This is a genomic window from Noviherbaspirillum sp., from assembly GCF_035254685.1.
Taxonomy (GTDB): domain Bacteria; phylum Pseudomonadota; class Gammaproteobacteria; order Burkholderiales; family Burkholderiaceae_D; genus Noviherbaspirillum.
In genome coordinates, this window is sequence record NZ_DATFAI010000036.1 from 17,571 (window position 1) to 33,180 (window position 15,610).

The 15,610-nt window shown below is 62.3% G+C and carries 14 protein-coding genes and 1 pseudogene; 11 read left to right on the top strand and 4 right to left on the bottom strand.

The genetic code is table 11. The features are described from left to right. Positions 1–28: 28 nt before the first annotated feature. A complete protein-coding gene (locus tag VJ698_RS15995; protein ID WP_324103783.1) occupies positions 29–235 on the bottom strand; it encodes a hypothetical protein in 207 nt (68 codons plus the stop codon). A gap of 49 nt (positions 236–284) precedes the next feature. On the opposite strand from VJ698_RS15995, the gene VJ698_RS16000 reads away from it, so the two are divergent. The 7 genes from VJ698_RS16000 (at position 285) to VJ698_RS16030 (ending at position 8,415) form a co-directional block, all read left to right on the top strand. Next, a complete protein-coding gene (locus tag VJ698_RS16000) occupies positions 285–761 on the top strand; it encodes a (2Fe-2S)-binding protein (protein ID WP_324103784.1) in 477 nt (158 codons plus the stop codon). Between the two features lies 1 nt (position 762). Further along, complete coding sequence (locus VJ698_RS16005; protein ID WP_324103785.1) at positions 763–3,171, top strand: xanthine dehydrogenase family protein molybdopterin-binding subunit; 2,409 nt, start codon at positions 763–765, stop codon at positions 3,169–3,171. A gap of 10 nt (positions 3,172–3,181) precedes the next feature. After that, a complete protein-coding gene (locus VJ698_RS16010; RefSeq protein WP_324103786.1) occupies positions 3,182–3,979 on the top strand; it encodes a xanthine dehydrogenase family protein subunit M in 798 nt (265 codons plus the stop codon). 37 nt (positions 3,980–4,016) lie between these two features. Continuing rightward, positions 4,017–4,937 carry a MoxR family ATPase gene (locus VJ698_RS16015; protein WP_324103787.1) on the top strand — a complete coding sequence of 307 codons (921 nt, stop codon included), beginning with the start codon at positions 4,017–4,019 and terminating at the stop codon, positions 4,935–4,937. Continuing rightward, positions 4,934–6,235 carry a VWA domain-containing protein gene (locus VJ698_RS16020; RefSeq protein WP_324103788.1) on the top strand — a complete coding sequence of 434 codons (1,302 nt, stop codon included), beginning with the start codon at positions 4,934–4,936 and terminating at the stop codon, positions 6,233–6,235. Before VJ698_RS16015 ends, VJ698_RS16020 begins: the two co-directional genes overlap by 4 nt. Then, a complete protein-coding gene (locus tag VJ698_RS16025; protein WP_324103789.1) occupies positions 6,177–6,746 on the top strand; it encodes a carbon monoxide dehydrogenase subunit G in 570 nt (189 codons plus the stop codon). Before VJ698_RS16020 ends, VJ698_RS16025 begins: the two co-directional genes overlap by 59 nt. Before the next feature lie 484 nt (positions 6,747–7,230). Next, complete coding sequence (locus VJ698_RS16030; protein ID WP_324103791.1) at positions 7,231–8,415, top strand: acyl-CoA dehydrogenase family protein; 1,185 nt, start codon at positions 7,231–7,233, stop codon at positions 8,413–8,415. Positions 8,416–8,508: 93 nt separating this feature from the next. Here VJ698_RS16030 and VJ698_RS16035 read toward each other — a convergent pair whose 3' ends face one another. From VJ698_RS16035 to VJ698_RS16045, 3 genes are all read right to left on the bottom strand, one after another. Further along, positions 8,509–9,120 carry a methyltransferase domain-containing protein gene (locus VJ698_RS16035; protein WP_324103792.1) on the bottom strand — a complete coding sequence of 204 codons (612 nt, stop codon included), beginning with the start codon at positions 9,118–9,120 and terminating at the stop codon, positions 8,509–8,511. A gap of 1 nt (position 9,121) precedes the next feature. Continuing rightward, positions 9,122–10,702 carry a long-chain fatty acid--CoA ligase gene (locus VJ698_RS16040; RefSeq protein WP_324103793.1) on the bottom strand — a complete coding sequence of 527 codons (1,581 nt, stop codon included), beginning with the start codon at positions 10,700–10,702 and terminating at the stop codon, positions 9,122–9,124. Between the two features lie 265 nt (positions 10,703–10,967). Continuing rightward, entirely contained in the window at positions 10,968–11,627 is a 660-nt protein-coding gene (locus VJ698_RS16045; protein WP_324103794.1) for a GntR family transcriptional regulator, read from the bottom strand. A 218-nt stretch (positions 11,628–11,845) separates the two neighbouring features. Here VJ698_RS16045 and VJ698_RS16050 point away from each other — a divergent pair, with 218 nt between their 5' ends. From VJ698_RS16050 to VJ698_RS16065, 4 genes and pseudogenes are all read left to right on the top strand, one after another. Then, positions 11,846–12,895, top strand: coding sequence for a phosphotransferase (locus VJ698_RS16050; RefSeq protein WP_324103795.1), 1,050 nt, complete (start codon positions 11,846–11,848; stop codon positions 12,893–12,895). Positions 12,896–12,988: 93 nt separating this feature from the next. Continuing rightward, on the top strand, positions 12,989–14,212 hold the full coding sequence (locus VJ698_RS16055; protein ID WP_324103796.1) for an acyl-CoA dehydrogenase family protein: 1,224 nt from the start codon (positions 12,989–12,991) through the stop codon (positions 14,210–14,212). A gap of 318 nt (positions 14,213–14,530) precedes the next feature. Further along, positions 14,531–15,229 carry a carbonate dehydratase gene (gene can, locus VJ698_RS16060; protein ID WP_324103797.1) on the top strand — a complete coding sequence of 233 codons (699 nt, stop codon included), beginning with the start codon at positions 14,531–14,533 and terminating at the stop codon, positions 15,227–15,229. A gap of 144 nt (positions 15,230–15,373) precedes the next feature. After that, a pseudogene (locus tag VJ698_RS16065) lies at positions 15,374–15,610 on the top strand (biotin synthase BioB); the annotation flags it as partial.

Below are 15,610 nucleotides of genomic sequence, written 5' to 3' on the forward strand. Positions count from 1 at the left end.
GACTGCTGCCTTGGATTACTTTTGACATTCAACAAAGATGTCCGGCGTAACGGACGTACGCTAAGTCCGGTATGTCCAGGGCCATCTCTTTGACCTGCTGCGACATCAATAAATCGATGACTGGGCAATCGACCGGATCATCGGGATAAAAAATGGAGACAAGCTTGCCGGCGGCGACCCGTGTGGTACAGGCCGTGTCCTTCTTTTCTCCTGCGGCAACTGCTCCAGCGCTCATCGGGCGGTATCTCATTTTTCAGGCGGTATCTGATTTGAGGAGTAATCGCATGGCAATCAATGTATCCATGACCGTCAACGGCAACCCGGTGAGTGCGGAGATCGATCCGCGCACGCTGCTGGTCCAGTTTCTCCGCGAGAATCTCTCGCTTACCGGCACACATGTTGGCTGCGATACCAGCCAGTGCGGCGCATGTACGGTGATCGTCAATGGCAACGCAGTCAAATCCTGCTCGGCGCTGGCCGCGCAGTTCCAGGGGGCGCAGGTTACGACGATCGAAGGCGTTGCCGCTGCGGATGGCACGCTGCATCCGATGCAGGCGGCGTTCAAGGAATGCCATGGGCTGCAATGCGGTTTCTGCACACCGGGCATGATCATGTGCGCAATCGACATGGTGCAGCGCCATCCGGACGCGTCCGAGCACGATATCCGTGAACATCTTGGTGGCAACATGTGCCGCTGCACCGGCTATCACAACATCGTCAAGGCCGTGCAAGTGGGCGCCGCCAACATGGGAGGAGCCTGACATGAATGCTCCCAGCGAACGTGAAACCGGCATCGGCGCTTCGGTGCGCCGCAAGGAAGACTATCGCTTCCTTACGGGCAGCGGCAACTATACCGACGATGTGCAGGTACCTGGCCAGACCTATGCGTATTTCCTGCGCTCACCGTATGCCCACGCAAGGATAGTTTCCATCGACAAGAGCGCGGCACAAAGCGCTCCGGGCGTCATTGCCGTCCTCACCGGAGAGGATCTTGCGGCGGACAAGGTGGGCGGCGTGCCCTGCGGCTGGCTGATCACCGATGTCAACGGTCAGCCGATGAAGGAACCCGCGCATCCTGCGCTCGCGCAGGGCAAGGTGCGCTATGTCGGCGACCAGGTGGCCATCGTCATTGCAGCGAACTATCTGCAGGCCAAGGATGCCGCCGAGCTGATCCAGGTCGAGTACGACCCGCTGCCGGCCGTGATTGATGCACGCGACGCAGTCAAGCCCGGGGCGCCGGTCGTGCATGATGAGGCATCGGATAACAAGTGCTATACCTGGTCGATCGGCGACAAGGCGGCGGTGGACGCGGCCTTCGCGCGCGCGCATCACGTTACGCGCATCGAACTGACCAACAACCGCCTGGTGCCGAACGCCATCGAGCCGCGGGCGGCGCTGGCCCAGTACAACCGGGGTGACGATTCGTATACGCTGCATGTGGCGAACCAGAATCCGCATGTCGAGCGCCTGCTGCTGACCGCCTTCGTGCTCGGCCTGCCGGAGCACAAGATGCGTGTCATCGCACCCGACGTGGGCGGCGGCTTCGGCTCGAAAATCTTCCTTTACGCCGAGGATGTGGTGCTGACCTGGGCTGCGAGAAAGATCAACCGGCCGGTGAAGTGGACCGCCGAGCGTTCGGAATCCTTCCTGTCCGACGCGCATGGCCGCGACCACGCCACGGTGGCCGAAATGGCGGTCGACAGCAACGGCAAATTCCTCGCCATGCGCGTGCATACCGTCGCCAACCTCGGCGCCTATCTGTCCACCTTCGCGACGTCGATACCGACCATCCTGTATGCCACGCTGCTCGCCGGACAATACGCGACGCCGCAGATTTACGCCGAAGTGGATGGCGTGTTCACCAATACAACGCCAGTGGATGCCTACCGCGGAGCCGGACGTCCGGAAGCGGCCTATGTGGTCGAACGGCTGGTATCGGCAGTGGCGCGGGAGATGAAGATCGATGACGCCGAACTGAGGCGGCGCAATTTCGTCACCGAGTTCCCTCACCAGACGCCGGTGGCGCTCCAATACGATACTGGCGACTTCCATGCCTGCCTGGATGGCGCCATGGACTTGGCCGATGTCGCCGGCTTTCCGGCACGACGCGAAGAAGCGAAGCAGCGCGGCAAGCTGCGCGGACTCGGCTACTCCACGTACATCGAGGCCTGCGGCCTGGCGCCGTCGAACATTGCCGGTGCCCTCGGCGCACGCGCGGGACTGTATGAAGTCGGCGAGATCCGCGTGCATCCCACCGGCAGCGTCACCGTATTTACCGGGTCGCACAGCCACGGGCAGGGACATGAAACGACCTTCGCGCAAGTCGTTTCCAGCCGGCTTGGCATTCCGTTCGAGCAGGTGGACATCGTGCACGGCGACACCGGGCGTGTGCCATTCGGCATGGGCACCTATGGCTCGCGTTCGCTCGCGGTAGGCGGCTCTGCCATCATGAAGGCACTCGACAAGATCGAAGCCAAGGGCAAGAAGATCGCGGCACACATCCTGGAAGCATCGGCCAGCGACATTGAGTTCAAGGACGGCAAGTTCACCATCATCGGGACCGACCGCAGCGTGCCGTTTGCCCAGATCGCGCTGGCGGCCTATGTGCCGCACAATTATCCGCTCGAGAAGCTGGAGCCCGGACTGAACGAGACTGCGTTCTACGATCCCACCAACTTCACCTACCCGGCGGGCGCACATATCTGTGAAGTGGAAGTCGATCCGGAAACCGGTGTTGTCGAAGTGGTCGCCATGACCGCCGTCGACGATTTCGGCAACGTCATCAATCCGATGATCGTCGAAGGCCAGGTCCATGGCGGGCTCGCGCAAGGCATCGGGCAGGCCTTGATGGAGAACTGCGTCTACGACCGTGAGAGCGGGCAGCTTCTGTCGGGCAGCTACATGGATTACGCGATGCCGCGCGCCGACAACCTGCCCAGTTTCCGGGTCGGCAATCGCGTCACGCCGTGCACGCACAATCCGCTGGGCGCCAAGGGCTGCGGCGAAGCAGGCGCGATCGGATCGCCGCCGGCCGTCATCAATGCCGTCATCGACGCACTCTCGCCATTGGGCGTGACGCATCTGGACATGCCGGCCTCGCCGGAACGGGTGTGGCAGGCCATCCAGTCCGCGCAGCAGTCGGCGGAACAGTCCACCACACGCAACGCATGAGGAGGAGCGCATGTACGCATTCGAACTGCATCAACCCAAGAGCATCAGCGAGGCGGTGGCCCTGCTTGCTACACCGGATAGCCGCCCCTTGGCCGGAGGGCAGAGCCTGATCGCAGCGATGAAGCTGCGCCTTGCGTCACCAACAAGCCTCGTAGATCTCGGCGGTATCGCCGAACTGCGCGGCATCCGGCAGGAAGGAGACACGCTGGTCATCGGTGCCGGAAACCGTCACGCCGAGATTGCGGAAGCGGCCGAGGTCAGGGAAACGATCCCCGCACTGGCCGGGCTGGCCGGCGAGATCGGCGACCTGCAAGTGCGCAACCTCGGAACGCTCGGCGGTTCGCTCGCCAACAACGATCCTGCCGCCTGCTACCCGGCAGCCGTGCTCGCGCTGAACGCGACCATCCGCACCGACCGTCGCACGATCACAGCCGACGACTTCTTCAAGGGTATGTATGAAACCGCGCTGGAAGCCGGCGAGATCATCACCGCTGTCGAGTTTCCGGTTCCCGAGCGGGCGGCGTATATCAAGTTCCTCAATCCGGCATCACGCTTCGCGCTGGCAGGGGTGTTCGTCGCGCGCGGAAAGGAAGGCCACGTGCGGGTGGCCGTGACGGGTTGCGCCGGCTGTGCGTTCCGTGCCGCGGATCTGGAAAAGGCGCTCGAGGCCGATTTCTCGCCCGACGCCGCGAAGGCAGTGAAGGTGTCGCCCGACGGTCTCAGTTCCGATCTGCATGCCAGCAGCGCATACCGGGCGCACCTGATCCCGGTGCTCGCGGCGCGCGCGGTGGCCAAGGCGCTTGAATGAACATGCGTCGCTGAAGCAGGCGTTTCCAGGCGAGCCCATGCCACGACATCCCGTACCGAATTCCGTCGACGACGTGGCGCAACTGCTGGCCTCGCAGCAATACATCGCGGGGCGTCACCTGGCGACCACGCTGTATCTGGCAATGCGCATGGGCCGGCCGCTGTTTCTCGAGGGCGAGGCAGGGGTCGGTAAAACCGAGGTCGCCAAAGCCCTTGCGGCCGGGCTGGATCGAAGGATGGTGCGCCTGCAGTGCTACGAAGGCCTTGACATTGCGAACGCGGTCTACGAATGGAACTATCCGCGCCAGATGATCGAGATCCGTCTCGCGGAGGCAGCGGGGCAGGCATCGAAAGACCGGCTGGAAGCGGACATCTTCACCGACCGTTTCCTGATCAAGCGCCCGCTCTTGCAGGCACTGGATAGCGCGGACGACAATCCTCCGGTCCTGCTGATCGACGAGCTCGACCGCGCCGACGAACCCTTCGAGGCCTACCTGCTGGAAGTGCTGGCAGAGTACCAGGTCACGATCCCCGAGCTCGGCACCATTCGCGCGGAGCATCCGCCGCTGGTGGTCATTACCTCCAACCGGACGCGCGAAATCCACGATGCGGTCAAGCGGCGCTGCTTCTATCACTGGGTCGACTACCCGGACAAGGAAAGGGAGCTTGAAATTGTCCGGCGCAAGGCCCCGCAGGCGGCCGACACGCTCAGCCGCGAAGTGGTCGCATTCATCGCCCGCCTCCGCGCGATGGCGCTCTACAAGGCCCCGGGCGTGGCGGAAACCATCGATTGGGCAGCGGCACTGGCGGCCCTGGACAAGACGGTGCTGGACCCGGAAGCGGTACAGGCAACGCTGGGAGTGGTGCTCAAGTACGAGGACGACATTGCACAGCTGGATGCCGGAACAGTCGCGCAACTGGTCGGCGATGCCCGTGGCGAAGCGGCGGGATGGCGATGAGCGCGACAGCACCGGACGACAATGGCGCGAAGCTCGCGGAAAACGTGGTCCACTTCGCGCGCGTGCTGCGTCGGGCGGGGATGCCGATCGGCCCGGCCAAGGTGCTCGACGCCTTGCATGCGCTGCAGGTCGTCGGCGTGGAACGGCGGAACGATTTCTACTATGCACTATCGACTGTCCTGGTCGACCGGCACGACCAGCAGATGATCTTCGACCAGGCATTTGACCTGTTCTGGCGGGATCCGTCCCGTGTGCAGCAGTCGCAACAGCTCAGCGATCTCCTGAGCGGCGTGCGTACCCCGGGTGCGAAGGAATCGCCAGTGGCGCCGCGTGTCGCGGAGGCGATGCATCCCAACACGCAACGCAGGACGCCATCCGAGAGCCCGACGCCGGAAATCAGTTTCGATGCCAGCTTGACCATGTCGCGGCGCGAAGTACTGCACGCCAAGGATTTCGCAGCGATGACGCCAGATGAGCTGGCCGAGACATGCAGGCTGATCGCCACCATGCGCATGCCTCTGCCGGTCATTCCCAGCCGCCGCGCGAGGGCGGTCCTGCAAGGCAACCGGGTCGATCTGCGCGGCACCATGAGCCGCATGATCAAGGCGGCAGACGGATTCGTTGAATGGCGCTATCGCACACCGCGCCTGCGGCCGGCGACCCTGGTCATCCTGTGCGACATTTCCGGATCAATGGACAGCTACACGCGCATGCTGCTGCATTTCATCCATGCCGTGTCCAACAGCGGCAGCCGGGTCCACACCTTCCTGTTCGGCACCCGCCTGTCAAACATTACCCGCGCGCTGCGTGACCGTGATGTCGATGTGGCGCTTTCCCAGGTCACGCGCCAGGTCGCCGACTGGGCCGGCGGCACCCGCATCGGTGCCTGCCTGCGCGAATTCAACCGAGAGTGGGCGCGCAGGCTACTGGGGCAAGGGGCCGTCGTGCTGCTCATCACCGATGGCCTGGACAGTGACGACGCCGATGAACTTGGCGACGAGATGGAGCGGCTGAGCCTCTCGTGCCGGCAGCTGATCTGGCTCAATCCGCTGCTGCGCTACGCGGGATTCGAAGCCAGGCCGGGCGGCATCCGCGCCATGTTGCCGCATACCGACCTGTTCCTTCCCGTGCACAACCTGAACAGTCTGGCCAGCCTTGGTGCAGTACTGAACGCCGCTGCGCGTCGACAGTCTTCATCAGGATGCCGGACACCTTATTTCGCAGGAGATCGACATGGAAATGTCCAAGATTCAAATCGTGCCGGCCTCGCTGGAGCGCGTCTGGGAGGCACTCAATGATCCGGAATTGCTGCAGGCCTGCATCACGGGCTGCGAAGCCACCGAACGTATCGCGGAGAATGAATACCGGATCGACATGAAGGTGAAGGTCGGTCCTGTGAACGCGAGATTCAGCGGCAAGATCACCCTTGTCGATCTGAATCCACCCGAGTCCTACACGCTCAATTTCGAAGGGCAGGGCGGGATGGCCGGTTTTGCAAAAGGCGTCGCCAGGGTCGCGCTCTCTGCCGAAGGTGAAGCGACCGCACTGGCGTATACCGCATCCGCACAGGTCGGCGGGAAGCTGGCCCAGATCGGCTCCCGCCTGATCGACGGCGCCGCGAACAAGATGGCGGCGGACTTCTTCGCGGCGCTTGCCAGAGAGCTAGATGCAGCCTCTGCGGCTGCGACAACGCAAGACGAGAGCCTGGAGGCGGATGCCAAGGAGGCGTCTGCCGTATGTGAGGACGAACCCCAGGGAGACGTTGCGGAGACCTCCGTGCCGCCCGTTCCGCAGGCGGATGCGCCGTAGATCTTGCCTGAGCCGGCTGCTGGTTCGCAGGCGCCCACCTGAAGCAAAGCTGGTTCAAGATGAGACGACACGCGATGCGATACGCGCCCCCGGCTTCGTCTGCACCACACCAGATCCGGAGGCATTCGCGCCCTAGCGAAATCTGACGCCGCCTGGCAGGTCAAACCCGGCTTCCTGCACTTGAAACCCGCTCGCGCTCAGGAATGCAGTTCAGCTAAGGCAGCATCTGAAAGGATGTCGTCCCCGCAAAGGCGGGTGGCTGCCCCGCGGGGATCCCTGGTGAGGCGATATTTGAAACTCTGCATGGGTCCCCGCCTTCGCGGGGACGACCAAGGGGGAAATCAGCCTTGACTGAACTGCATTCGCCCGCGCCCAGCCAATTTACGCAAGACCCCACAGCGCCACAGGATTAATCTACAAGCAAACAAGCTGCCGCGCTTTGCCCCGGCTTCTCCGCATCCCATGCTACGAGAAAAGGATCCCCATGAATAACGACCTGCCCCTGCAGTCCATGCGCAATCCGAACTACTACACCGCGGAGCACGAGCAGTTCCGCGACATGGTGCGCAATTTCGTTGCGAAGGAGGTGATCCCGTTTGTCAATGAATGGGACGAGGCGGGTGAATTTCCGCGCGAGATGTATGGCAAGGCGGCGGAGATCGGATTGCTGGGGATCGGATATCCGGAGCAATATGGCGGAACGCCGGCCGATGTTTTTTATCACGTCATTGCTTCGGAAGAGTTTGCGCGCGCCGGTTGCGGCGGCTTCAGCGCGTCGATCTTTTCGCACACCATCGGCACGCCGCCGATCCTGAATGCCGGCAGCGAGGCGCTCAAGGCACGTGTGTTGCCCGAAGTTCTCTCCGGCAGAAAAATCTCGGCGCTGGCCATCACCGAACCAAGTGGCGGCTCCGATGTCGCAAGCCTCCGCACGACAGCGGTGCGGGATGGTGATCATTACATCGTCAATGGTGAAAAGACCTTCATCACCTCCGGCATGCGCGCCGATTACTACACCGTCGCGGTGAGGACGAATCCCGAGGTCAAGGGCGCGGGCGGTGTTTCCCTGCTGTTGATCGAACGCGATACGCCCGGCTTCACCCGCACGCCGCTGAAGAAGATGGGCTGGTGGTGCTCCGATACCGCGCAGCTGCATTTCGACAATTGCCGCGTGCCGGTGTCGAACCTGATCGGTGTCGAGAACGAGGGCTTCCGCATCATCATGCGCAACTTCAATTCCGAGCGCCTTTTTATGGCCGCCGGCGCCTACGGGTTTTCGCAGGTGTGCCTGGCCGATGCGCTGGCATGGGCGCGCGAGCGCAAGACCTTCGGTCTGCCGATCGTCGAACGCCAGGTGATCCGCCACAAGCTGGTCGACATGAGCATGAAAATCGAGGCCACGCGGGCACTATTGGAAGACCTGACATGGCGCGTGCAGAACAAGTTTGGCGATCCCGCCATGCTGGTGGCGCAGACAAGCATGCTGAAGAACTTCGCGATGCAGACCATGCAGTTCTGCGCCGACGAGGCCGTGCAGATCCTCGGCGGCATGGGATACATGCGCGGCACACGGGTGGAGCGCATCTACCGCGAAGTGAAGGTGAACATGATCGGCGGTGGCGCCGTGGAAATCATGAAGGACCTGGCGGCGAAGCAGTTGCAGTTTTGAGAGGGGCGCAGGCCGTGCGGATCACGCGCCTGCGCACCGTGGGTTTCGCTTCGCTCTACCCACGCTACGGTTCTCTGCGGTTTTCCAGAATTCTTATTTGCGCACCAGAACCACGGGCAGTTCAACCAAGCCGTGCTGGTGTGCCACGCCCGCGTAGGGCGGCTTGGGCCATTCCCAACGGTCGGCGGGAAATAGTGCCCGCATTGCGTTGATGTCGCAGTGATAAGGCGGGCCGCTGATGACGCCCTCCGGCTTGTCCACTGGCGGCAGTTGCATGAACAAGGCCAGCAGCTTCCCGCCCGGGCGCAACCATTGATGGAGCTGATTCGCGTAGCGTACCCACAAGTCGGGATGAAGCGCGCACAGGCAGGCTTGATCGAAGACCGCGTCGACGGGCTCCACCGGCATCCACGTCAACACGTCAGCTTCGACAAGTTCAGCCTGCACCGCATTGCGTTCGATCAGTTGCCGGCACAGGGCAAGCGCGTCCGGCGCATAGTCCAGTCCGGTGACTTTCATGCCGGCAGCAGCCAGTGCCACCACGTCCCAGCCTTGCCCACAGCCCGGAACGATCACCCGCTCACCGGGCTTGAAGCTGCCATCTTCCACCCAGCGGGCGAGCTGAGTACCGGGGCCGCCGCGGTCCCACGGCATGTTGCCGGAGGCAAAGCGCGATTGCCAGAATTCTTGTGTCGGACCAGCCATCTTATGCCACTGCCTCCTTGAGTTCTTCACGAATGCGCACCTTCAGCACCTTGCCCGTCGGATTGCGCGGCAAGGCATGCACCAGGCGCAGTTCACGTGGCAACTTGTAGCGTGCGAGCGTGCTCTCGGCGAAGGCGCGCAACTCGTCCAGGTTCAGCGACGCGCCCGGTTTCAGCGCGACCACTGCCACAACGCGTTCACCCCACTTCTCATCGGGAGCCCCGACGATTGCGCATTCGGCAACGGCGGGGTGATCGTAAATCACGCTCTCGACCTCCGCCGGGTAGACGTTCTCGCCGCCGGTAATGATCATATCCTTCACTCGATCGCAAAGGAACAGGAAACCTTCGTCGTCGACATAACCGACGTCACCCGTGCGGAACCAGCCTTCCTCGTCAAAGGACGCCGCCGTCGCATCAGGGCGATTCCAGTATCCCTTCATGACATTGCTGCCGCGCACGCACACTTCGCCCTTCACATTGGCTTCATTGAGCGCCTTGCCGGAGAAATCGACCAGGCGGATTTCGGTCAGCATGGCTGCCGTGCCGCAGGAACCGAGCTTGTCGCCGGAACGGTCCGGGTGCAGGAAGGTAATGGTCGCGGTCGTTTCCGTCATGCCATAGCCTTGATGCACCGGGATATTGCGCCCGTTGTACAACCGCAGCAGCGGCTCCGGCATGGGCGCGCCGCCCACGGCGATCAGGCGCAGCGAACGCAGGTCGGCCTGTTCGAAATCCGGATGCTGGCTCATGAACAGCAGCATGGCCGGTACCGCGAAGCTGAATGTGATCTTGTATTGCTCGATAGCGCGCAACACTGCGCTCGCATCGAAGCCGCGTTGCAGCACCACATGGCCGCCGGCCATGATGGTGGGCAAGGTGGCGCAGACCATGCCGCCGACGTGAAATAGCGGCGCGAAGTTGAGCGTGACATCGGTGGAGGCAACGTCCATGAGCAGCATGACGTTGAGATTCTGCGCCCAGAAATTCAGGTGGGTCAGCATCGCGCCTTTCGGATGGCCGGTGGTGCCCGAGGTATACATGACGACAGCAACATCCTGCGGATCAACTTCCACTTGCGACGGAATGGCAGTGGCTTGCTCCATGAGCGGCAGCACGGACGGCCAGCCGGGTGCGTCCTTGTTCACCCCGAAGTAATGCGCGCAGCCGAGCTGCGGGCGGACGCCGTCGATGATGCCCTGGTGTTCCTGCCCGGTAAGCAACAGATGCACGCCGGCATCCTTGATGATGAACGCCAGCTCCGGCCCGGTCAGGCGGAAATTGAGCGGCACGAAGATGGCGCCGATGCGAGCGGCGGCGAACTCGGCGACGAGGAACATCGGATCGTCAAATCCGAGATAGCCGACCCGGTCGCCGCGCCGTACGCCATGCGCCGCGAACACTGCGGACAGGCGCTCGATGTGACTCCAGAATTCGCCATAGGTCCAGGTGACGTCATCGCAGGTAAGGGCAGGGCGGTGCGGCGCGCGCTCTGTCCTGCGGCGCAGCCACTCCGCCAGCCCCAGCGCGCCTTGCTGGTTGCGCCAGCACTTGTCCTGCTTCGCTTCCGATACCACCGCCATTCGCATCTCCTCGTCATGATGTTGTTATCGCGATCGCTACGCGCGCTGGATGGCGCAAACCCGTAACTCTGGGGTAAATCATTGTCGTAGGGTGGGTAGAGCGCAGCGAAACCCGCCGTGTTCAAGAGACGTCGTTTCGGCAGGTTTCGCTGCACTCTACCCACCCTACGATATCCGAGCGAGCCGCAATGCGCTTGCCAAATGTCTAACGGCGTATCCGACCCAATGTTAGGGCGGCGTTCGGAGCAAGTCTTGTGAAATGTGGCTAAAGATAGTGCGGTAGCGTGCGCTCGGCGGTCTTCTGGATGTGGCGGCGCATCCGGGCTTCTGCCTTGGCCGGGTCGGCGTCAAGAATGGCTTCGGTGATGCCGCGATATTCGCTGACCATCGCCCTCACATCGGCCCGTGTCAGGAGGGCATGAAACTGGGTCCGGAACAGGTGGACCCGGGGCAGGGGCATCGCCCGGTCAAGTTCCTTGTTTCCAGCGATGTCGAACATCACCTGGTAAAACCTGGCGCGCTGGCCGAGCACGCGATCCAGGTCGTCCGAGAATTCGATGCCCGTCAGTGGCTTAGCGGCAGCTTCGAAGCGCTGGCGATTGTTGCCGCGCCCGATGTTCTCCGCCGCCAACCGGGCGGCAAGGGCGGACAGCATCTCCAGTACCTGCAGCAGCTCCTTCGCATCTTCGGCGCTCAGCTCGCCCACGACAGCGCCGCGATTGTGGGTCAGCTCCACGACGCCGCTTGCCGCGAGGGTCTTCAATGCTTCCCGCACCGTGCTGCGGCTCACGCCGAAGTCGCGCATCAGGTCCGCTTCGACGAGCCGCTGCCCGACCTGGTATTGGCGCCGCAGGATGCGCTTGCCGATGGCGTCGGCGATACGTGCGGAGGTGCTGCCGCCGGAAGAGGAGGGGACTTGGCTCATGTGTAGGAGGGTTCGTTACCGTTGGAAATTGCTCGTGTGCAGGAAAACGCGTTCCGTTTCCTCATAACCTGCTTTCGCGTCCGTCGTCTTGCGTCAACCTGCCAATCATCGCTTTTCACAAAAATATCACAAAATCGTCTGACAAAGTATTGTAAATTGTCGGACAATAATTCTACAATCGAGCGCACGATGTGATCGTGAAGCGAGGAATGGAGTTCATGAACGATACGATTTCTGCAACGGGCGGGCATGGTTTCGATACGGTGCGCCTCGCGCAATTCATGCAGGCGCATGTCGAAGGCTTCAGCGGCGAACTGGAGGTGGCGCGCTTCAAGGGCGGCCAATCGAACCCCACCTTCCTGCTCACGGCGGGCAGGCAACGCTATGTGCTGCGCAAGAAGCCGGCCGGACAGCTTTTGCCTTCGGCGCATGCAGTGGAGCGCGAATACCGCGTGATCACGGCGCTGGCCGGAACCGGGGTTCCCGTGGCGCGTACCTATTGCCTGTGCGAGGACAGCACGGTGATCGGCACGCCGTTTTACATCATGGAGTATGTGGATGGCCGTGTGCTGTGGGATCCGACGTTGCCGGGCATGGGAAAGGCCGAGCGCGCCGCGGTTTACGATGACATGAACCGCGTGATCGCCGCGCTGCACAAAGTCGACTACAAAGCGGTCGGACTGGACGGGTTCGGCAAGCCGGGCAATTACTTCGAGCGCCAGATCGCACGCTGGACCAAGCAGTACCGCGCATCGGAAACCGATCGGATCGAAGCCATGGACCGCCTGATCGAGTGGCTGCCGACGCACATTCCTCCCGGCGATGAAACCGGGATCGTCCATGGCGACCTGCGTCTGGACAACCTGATCTTCCACAAGGAAGAGCCGCGCATTCTTGCCATCCTGGATTGGGAACTCTCCACGCTGGGCCATCCGCTGGCCGACTTTTCCTACCACATGCTCACCTGGCGCCTGACGTCCGGCGAATTTCGCGGCATGGCGGAATACGACCTCCCCGCGCTCGGCATTCCCTCCGAAGCGGAATATCTGCAGCGCTATTGCGAGCGGGCCGGTCGGGCGTCGGTTCCGCCGGCCGACTGGGACTTCTATCTTGGCTACAGCATGTTCCGGCTGGCTGCCATCCTCCAGGGCATCCTGCGTCGCGCGCTCGACGGCACCGCATCCAGCGCTGAAGCAGTCGAAACGGGCGGGCGGGCGCGTCGCATCGCCGAGGCCGGCTGGCGACAGGTGGAAGGAATTCGCCAATAACTGACGCAACGAACGCCGCGAAGACCAGCACGGTCTGGCATTGCGGCCTATCCCCTCAACAGGGCAAGCCCCGACAAGGAAAGGAAGAAGAAGATGGATATGTTTACGCCTTCTGCCAAGGTGCAGGATCTGCAGAAACGTCTCAATGCCTTCATGGATGAACACATTTACCCGAACGAGGCACGGTACTACCAGGAGTCCCAGGAAGGCGGCCCGTGGTCGGTGCAGCCGGTGGTGGAAGAACTGAAACTCAAGGCGAAGGAGCAGGGACTGTGGAACCTGTTCCTCCCCGAGTCGGAATATGGCGCCGGCCTGACCAATCTCGAATACGCGCCGCTGTGCGAAATCATGGGCCGTTCGCACCTGGCACCGGAAGTGTTCAACTGCTCCGCGCCCGATACCGGCAACATGGAAGTGCTGGCCCGCTACGGCACCGAGGAACAAAAGAGAAAATGGCTGATCCCGCTGCTGGAAGGGAAGACCCGCTCCGCATTCGCCATGACCGAGCCGGCAGTCGCCTCCAGCGACGCAACCAATATCGAGGCCTCGATCGTGCGCGACGGCGACGAATATGTGATCAACGGGCGCAAGTGGTTCACCACCGGTGCCACCGATCCGCGTTGCGAAGTGATGATCTTCATGGGCAAGACCGATCCCGACAACCCGAACCGCTACCTGCAACAGTCGATGATCCTCGTGCCCAAGAACACGCCGGGCGTGACAGTGACGCGCCCCCTCCCGGTATTCGGATTCTACGGCGTGCCGGACCGTGCTTCCGAAGTGGTATTCAAGAACGTGCGGGTGGCGGCGTCCAACATGCTGCTCGGTGAAGGCCGCGGGTTCGAGATCGCACAAGGCCGCCTTGGGCCGGGACGCATCCATCACTGCATGCGCCTGATCGGCCTGGCCGAGCGCGTGCTGGAGAAGATGTGCAAGCGCACCATGACGCGTACGGCATTCGGCAAGCTCGTCTCCGAACAGACCGTCACACTGGAACGCATTGCCGAATCGCGCATCATGATCGACCAGGCGCGTCTGCTGACGCTGAATGCCGCATACATGATGGACACCGTAGGCAACAAGGTCGCCAAGGCGCAGATCGCGATGATCAAGGTCGCCGCGCCGAACATGGCCTGCAAGGTGATCGACTGGGCGATCCAGGCATTCGGTGGCGCGGGCGTGTCGAACGATTACGGCTTGGCCGCTGCCTACGCGACGGCACGCTTGCTGCGGCTCGCGGACGGTCCGGATGAAGTGCACCGCAATCAGATCGGCAAGCTGGAGCTGAAGAAATACCGCGACAACCTCGCGCTTTGATTGCTGAAGCGGCAGGGCTGGCGCGCTGTCGATCGGCAGCGCACCGGATTCAGAAGAACAGCTTCCATTCAAGTTAGATAAATGACAATGCTGTCCATCGTGGCGGCATTGTTGTTTTGATATCTGCGCATTGTCAGACTCACCTTCCTCGCGACTCTCCGCACAGCCATGCGATGACCCGCGAGACCATGTTTTCCCGCCGTTTCCGCCAGGACGAACCAGCAGGTTTGCGCAAGACCCGATTCCCCACCGCCGGTAAGCTTAATCTGCTTGTGCTAGGCTTGAGCCTGATCTTTGGGCAAGAAACATGGAGCATCGATGGGTAAACTCGACGTATTATTTTCAAATAATCAACATTGGGCGGCCAAGCGTGTCGCCGATGATCCGCAATTTTTCTCCCGGCTGTCGAACCAGCAGTCGCCGAAATACCTCTGGATCGGTTGCGCGGACAGCCGCGTGCCGGCGAACGAGATCATCGGTCTCGATCCTGGCGAGGTCTTTGTGCATCGGAATGTCGCCAACCTTGTTGTGCACTCCGACCTGAACTGCCTCTCGGTGATCGAATTTGCAGTCGCGGTCCTCGGTGTCGAGGACATCATGGTGGTCGGGCATTACGGCTGCGGCGGCGTCGGCGCGATTCTGGACAACGTTCACCTGCCGCTGGCCGACAACTGGCTGCGCTATGTGGGCGACATCCGTCTGCGCCACTCGGCGCAGCTGGAGCAACTGCCGGACAGAAGCCACATGCATTCCCGCCTGTGCGAACTGAATGTGATCGAGCAGGTTGTCAACGTTTGCCGCACGTCCGTGGTGCAGGCCGCCTGGCGCAACGGCAAGGACCTCACGATTCACGGCTGCATTTACGGGGTCCATGACGGGCGCATCCGGAACCTGAACGTCACCGTGTCGTCACCCGAGCAGATGTGGGAAGCCTACGACTCGGCCGTCAACGCCGGCACGCCGGCGACACGCCTGGCAATCCACGACGCGCACTGCAACCACAAACCGCACGCCTAGGCGCATGCGGAATCCGTGCTCGGCAGGCGGCATTTGTGCCTGCCCGACCCGGATCTCTCACATTCAATTCTTCAGCAAGGAAGTAGCCCCATGTCGCACACGATTACGTTCCACGAGATTGCGACCCCCGCCGCGCGCAAGGCCATGGCCGAGCAGCGCTGGCCGGTCGACAAGGTACTGGAACTGCTCAACCTGCCCTTCAACGACCTCCTTTACCGCGCGCAGATCGTGCACCGCGAGCACTTCGACCCGCAGGAAATCGAACTGGCCACGCTGCTGTCGATCAAGACCGGCGGCTGCCCCGAGGATTGCGGCTATTGCCCACAGGCCGCGCGCTATGACACCGGCGTGCAGGCGCAGAAGATGCTCGAGCTGGAAACC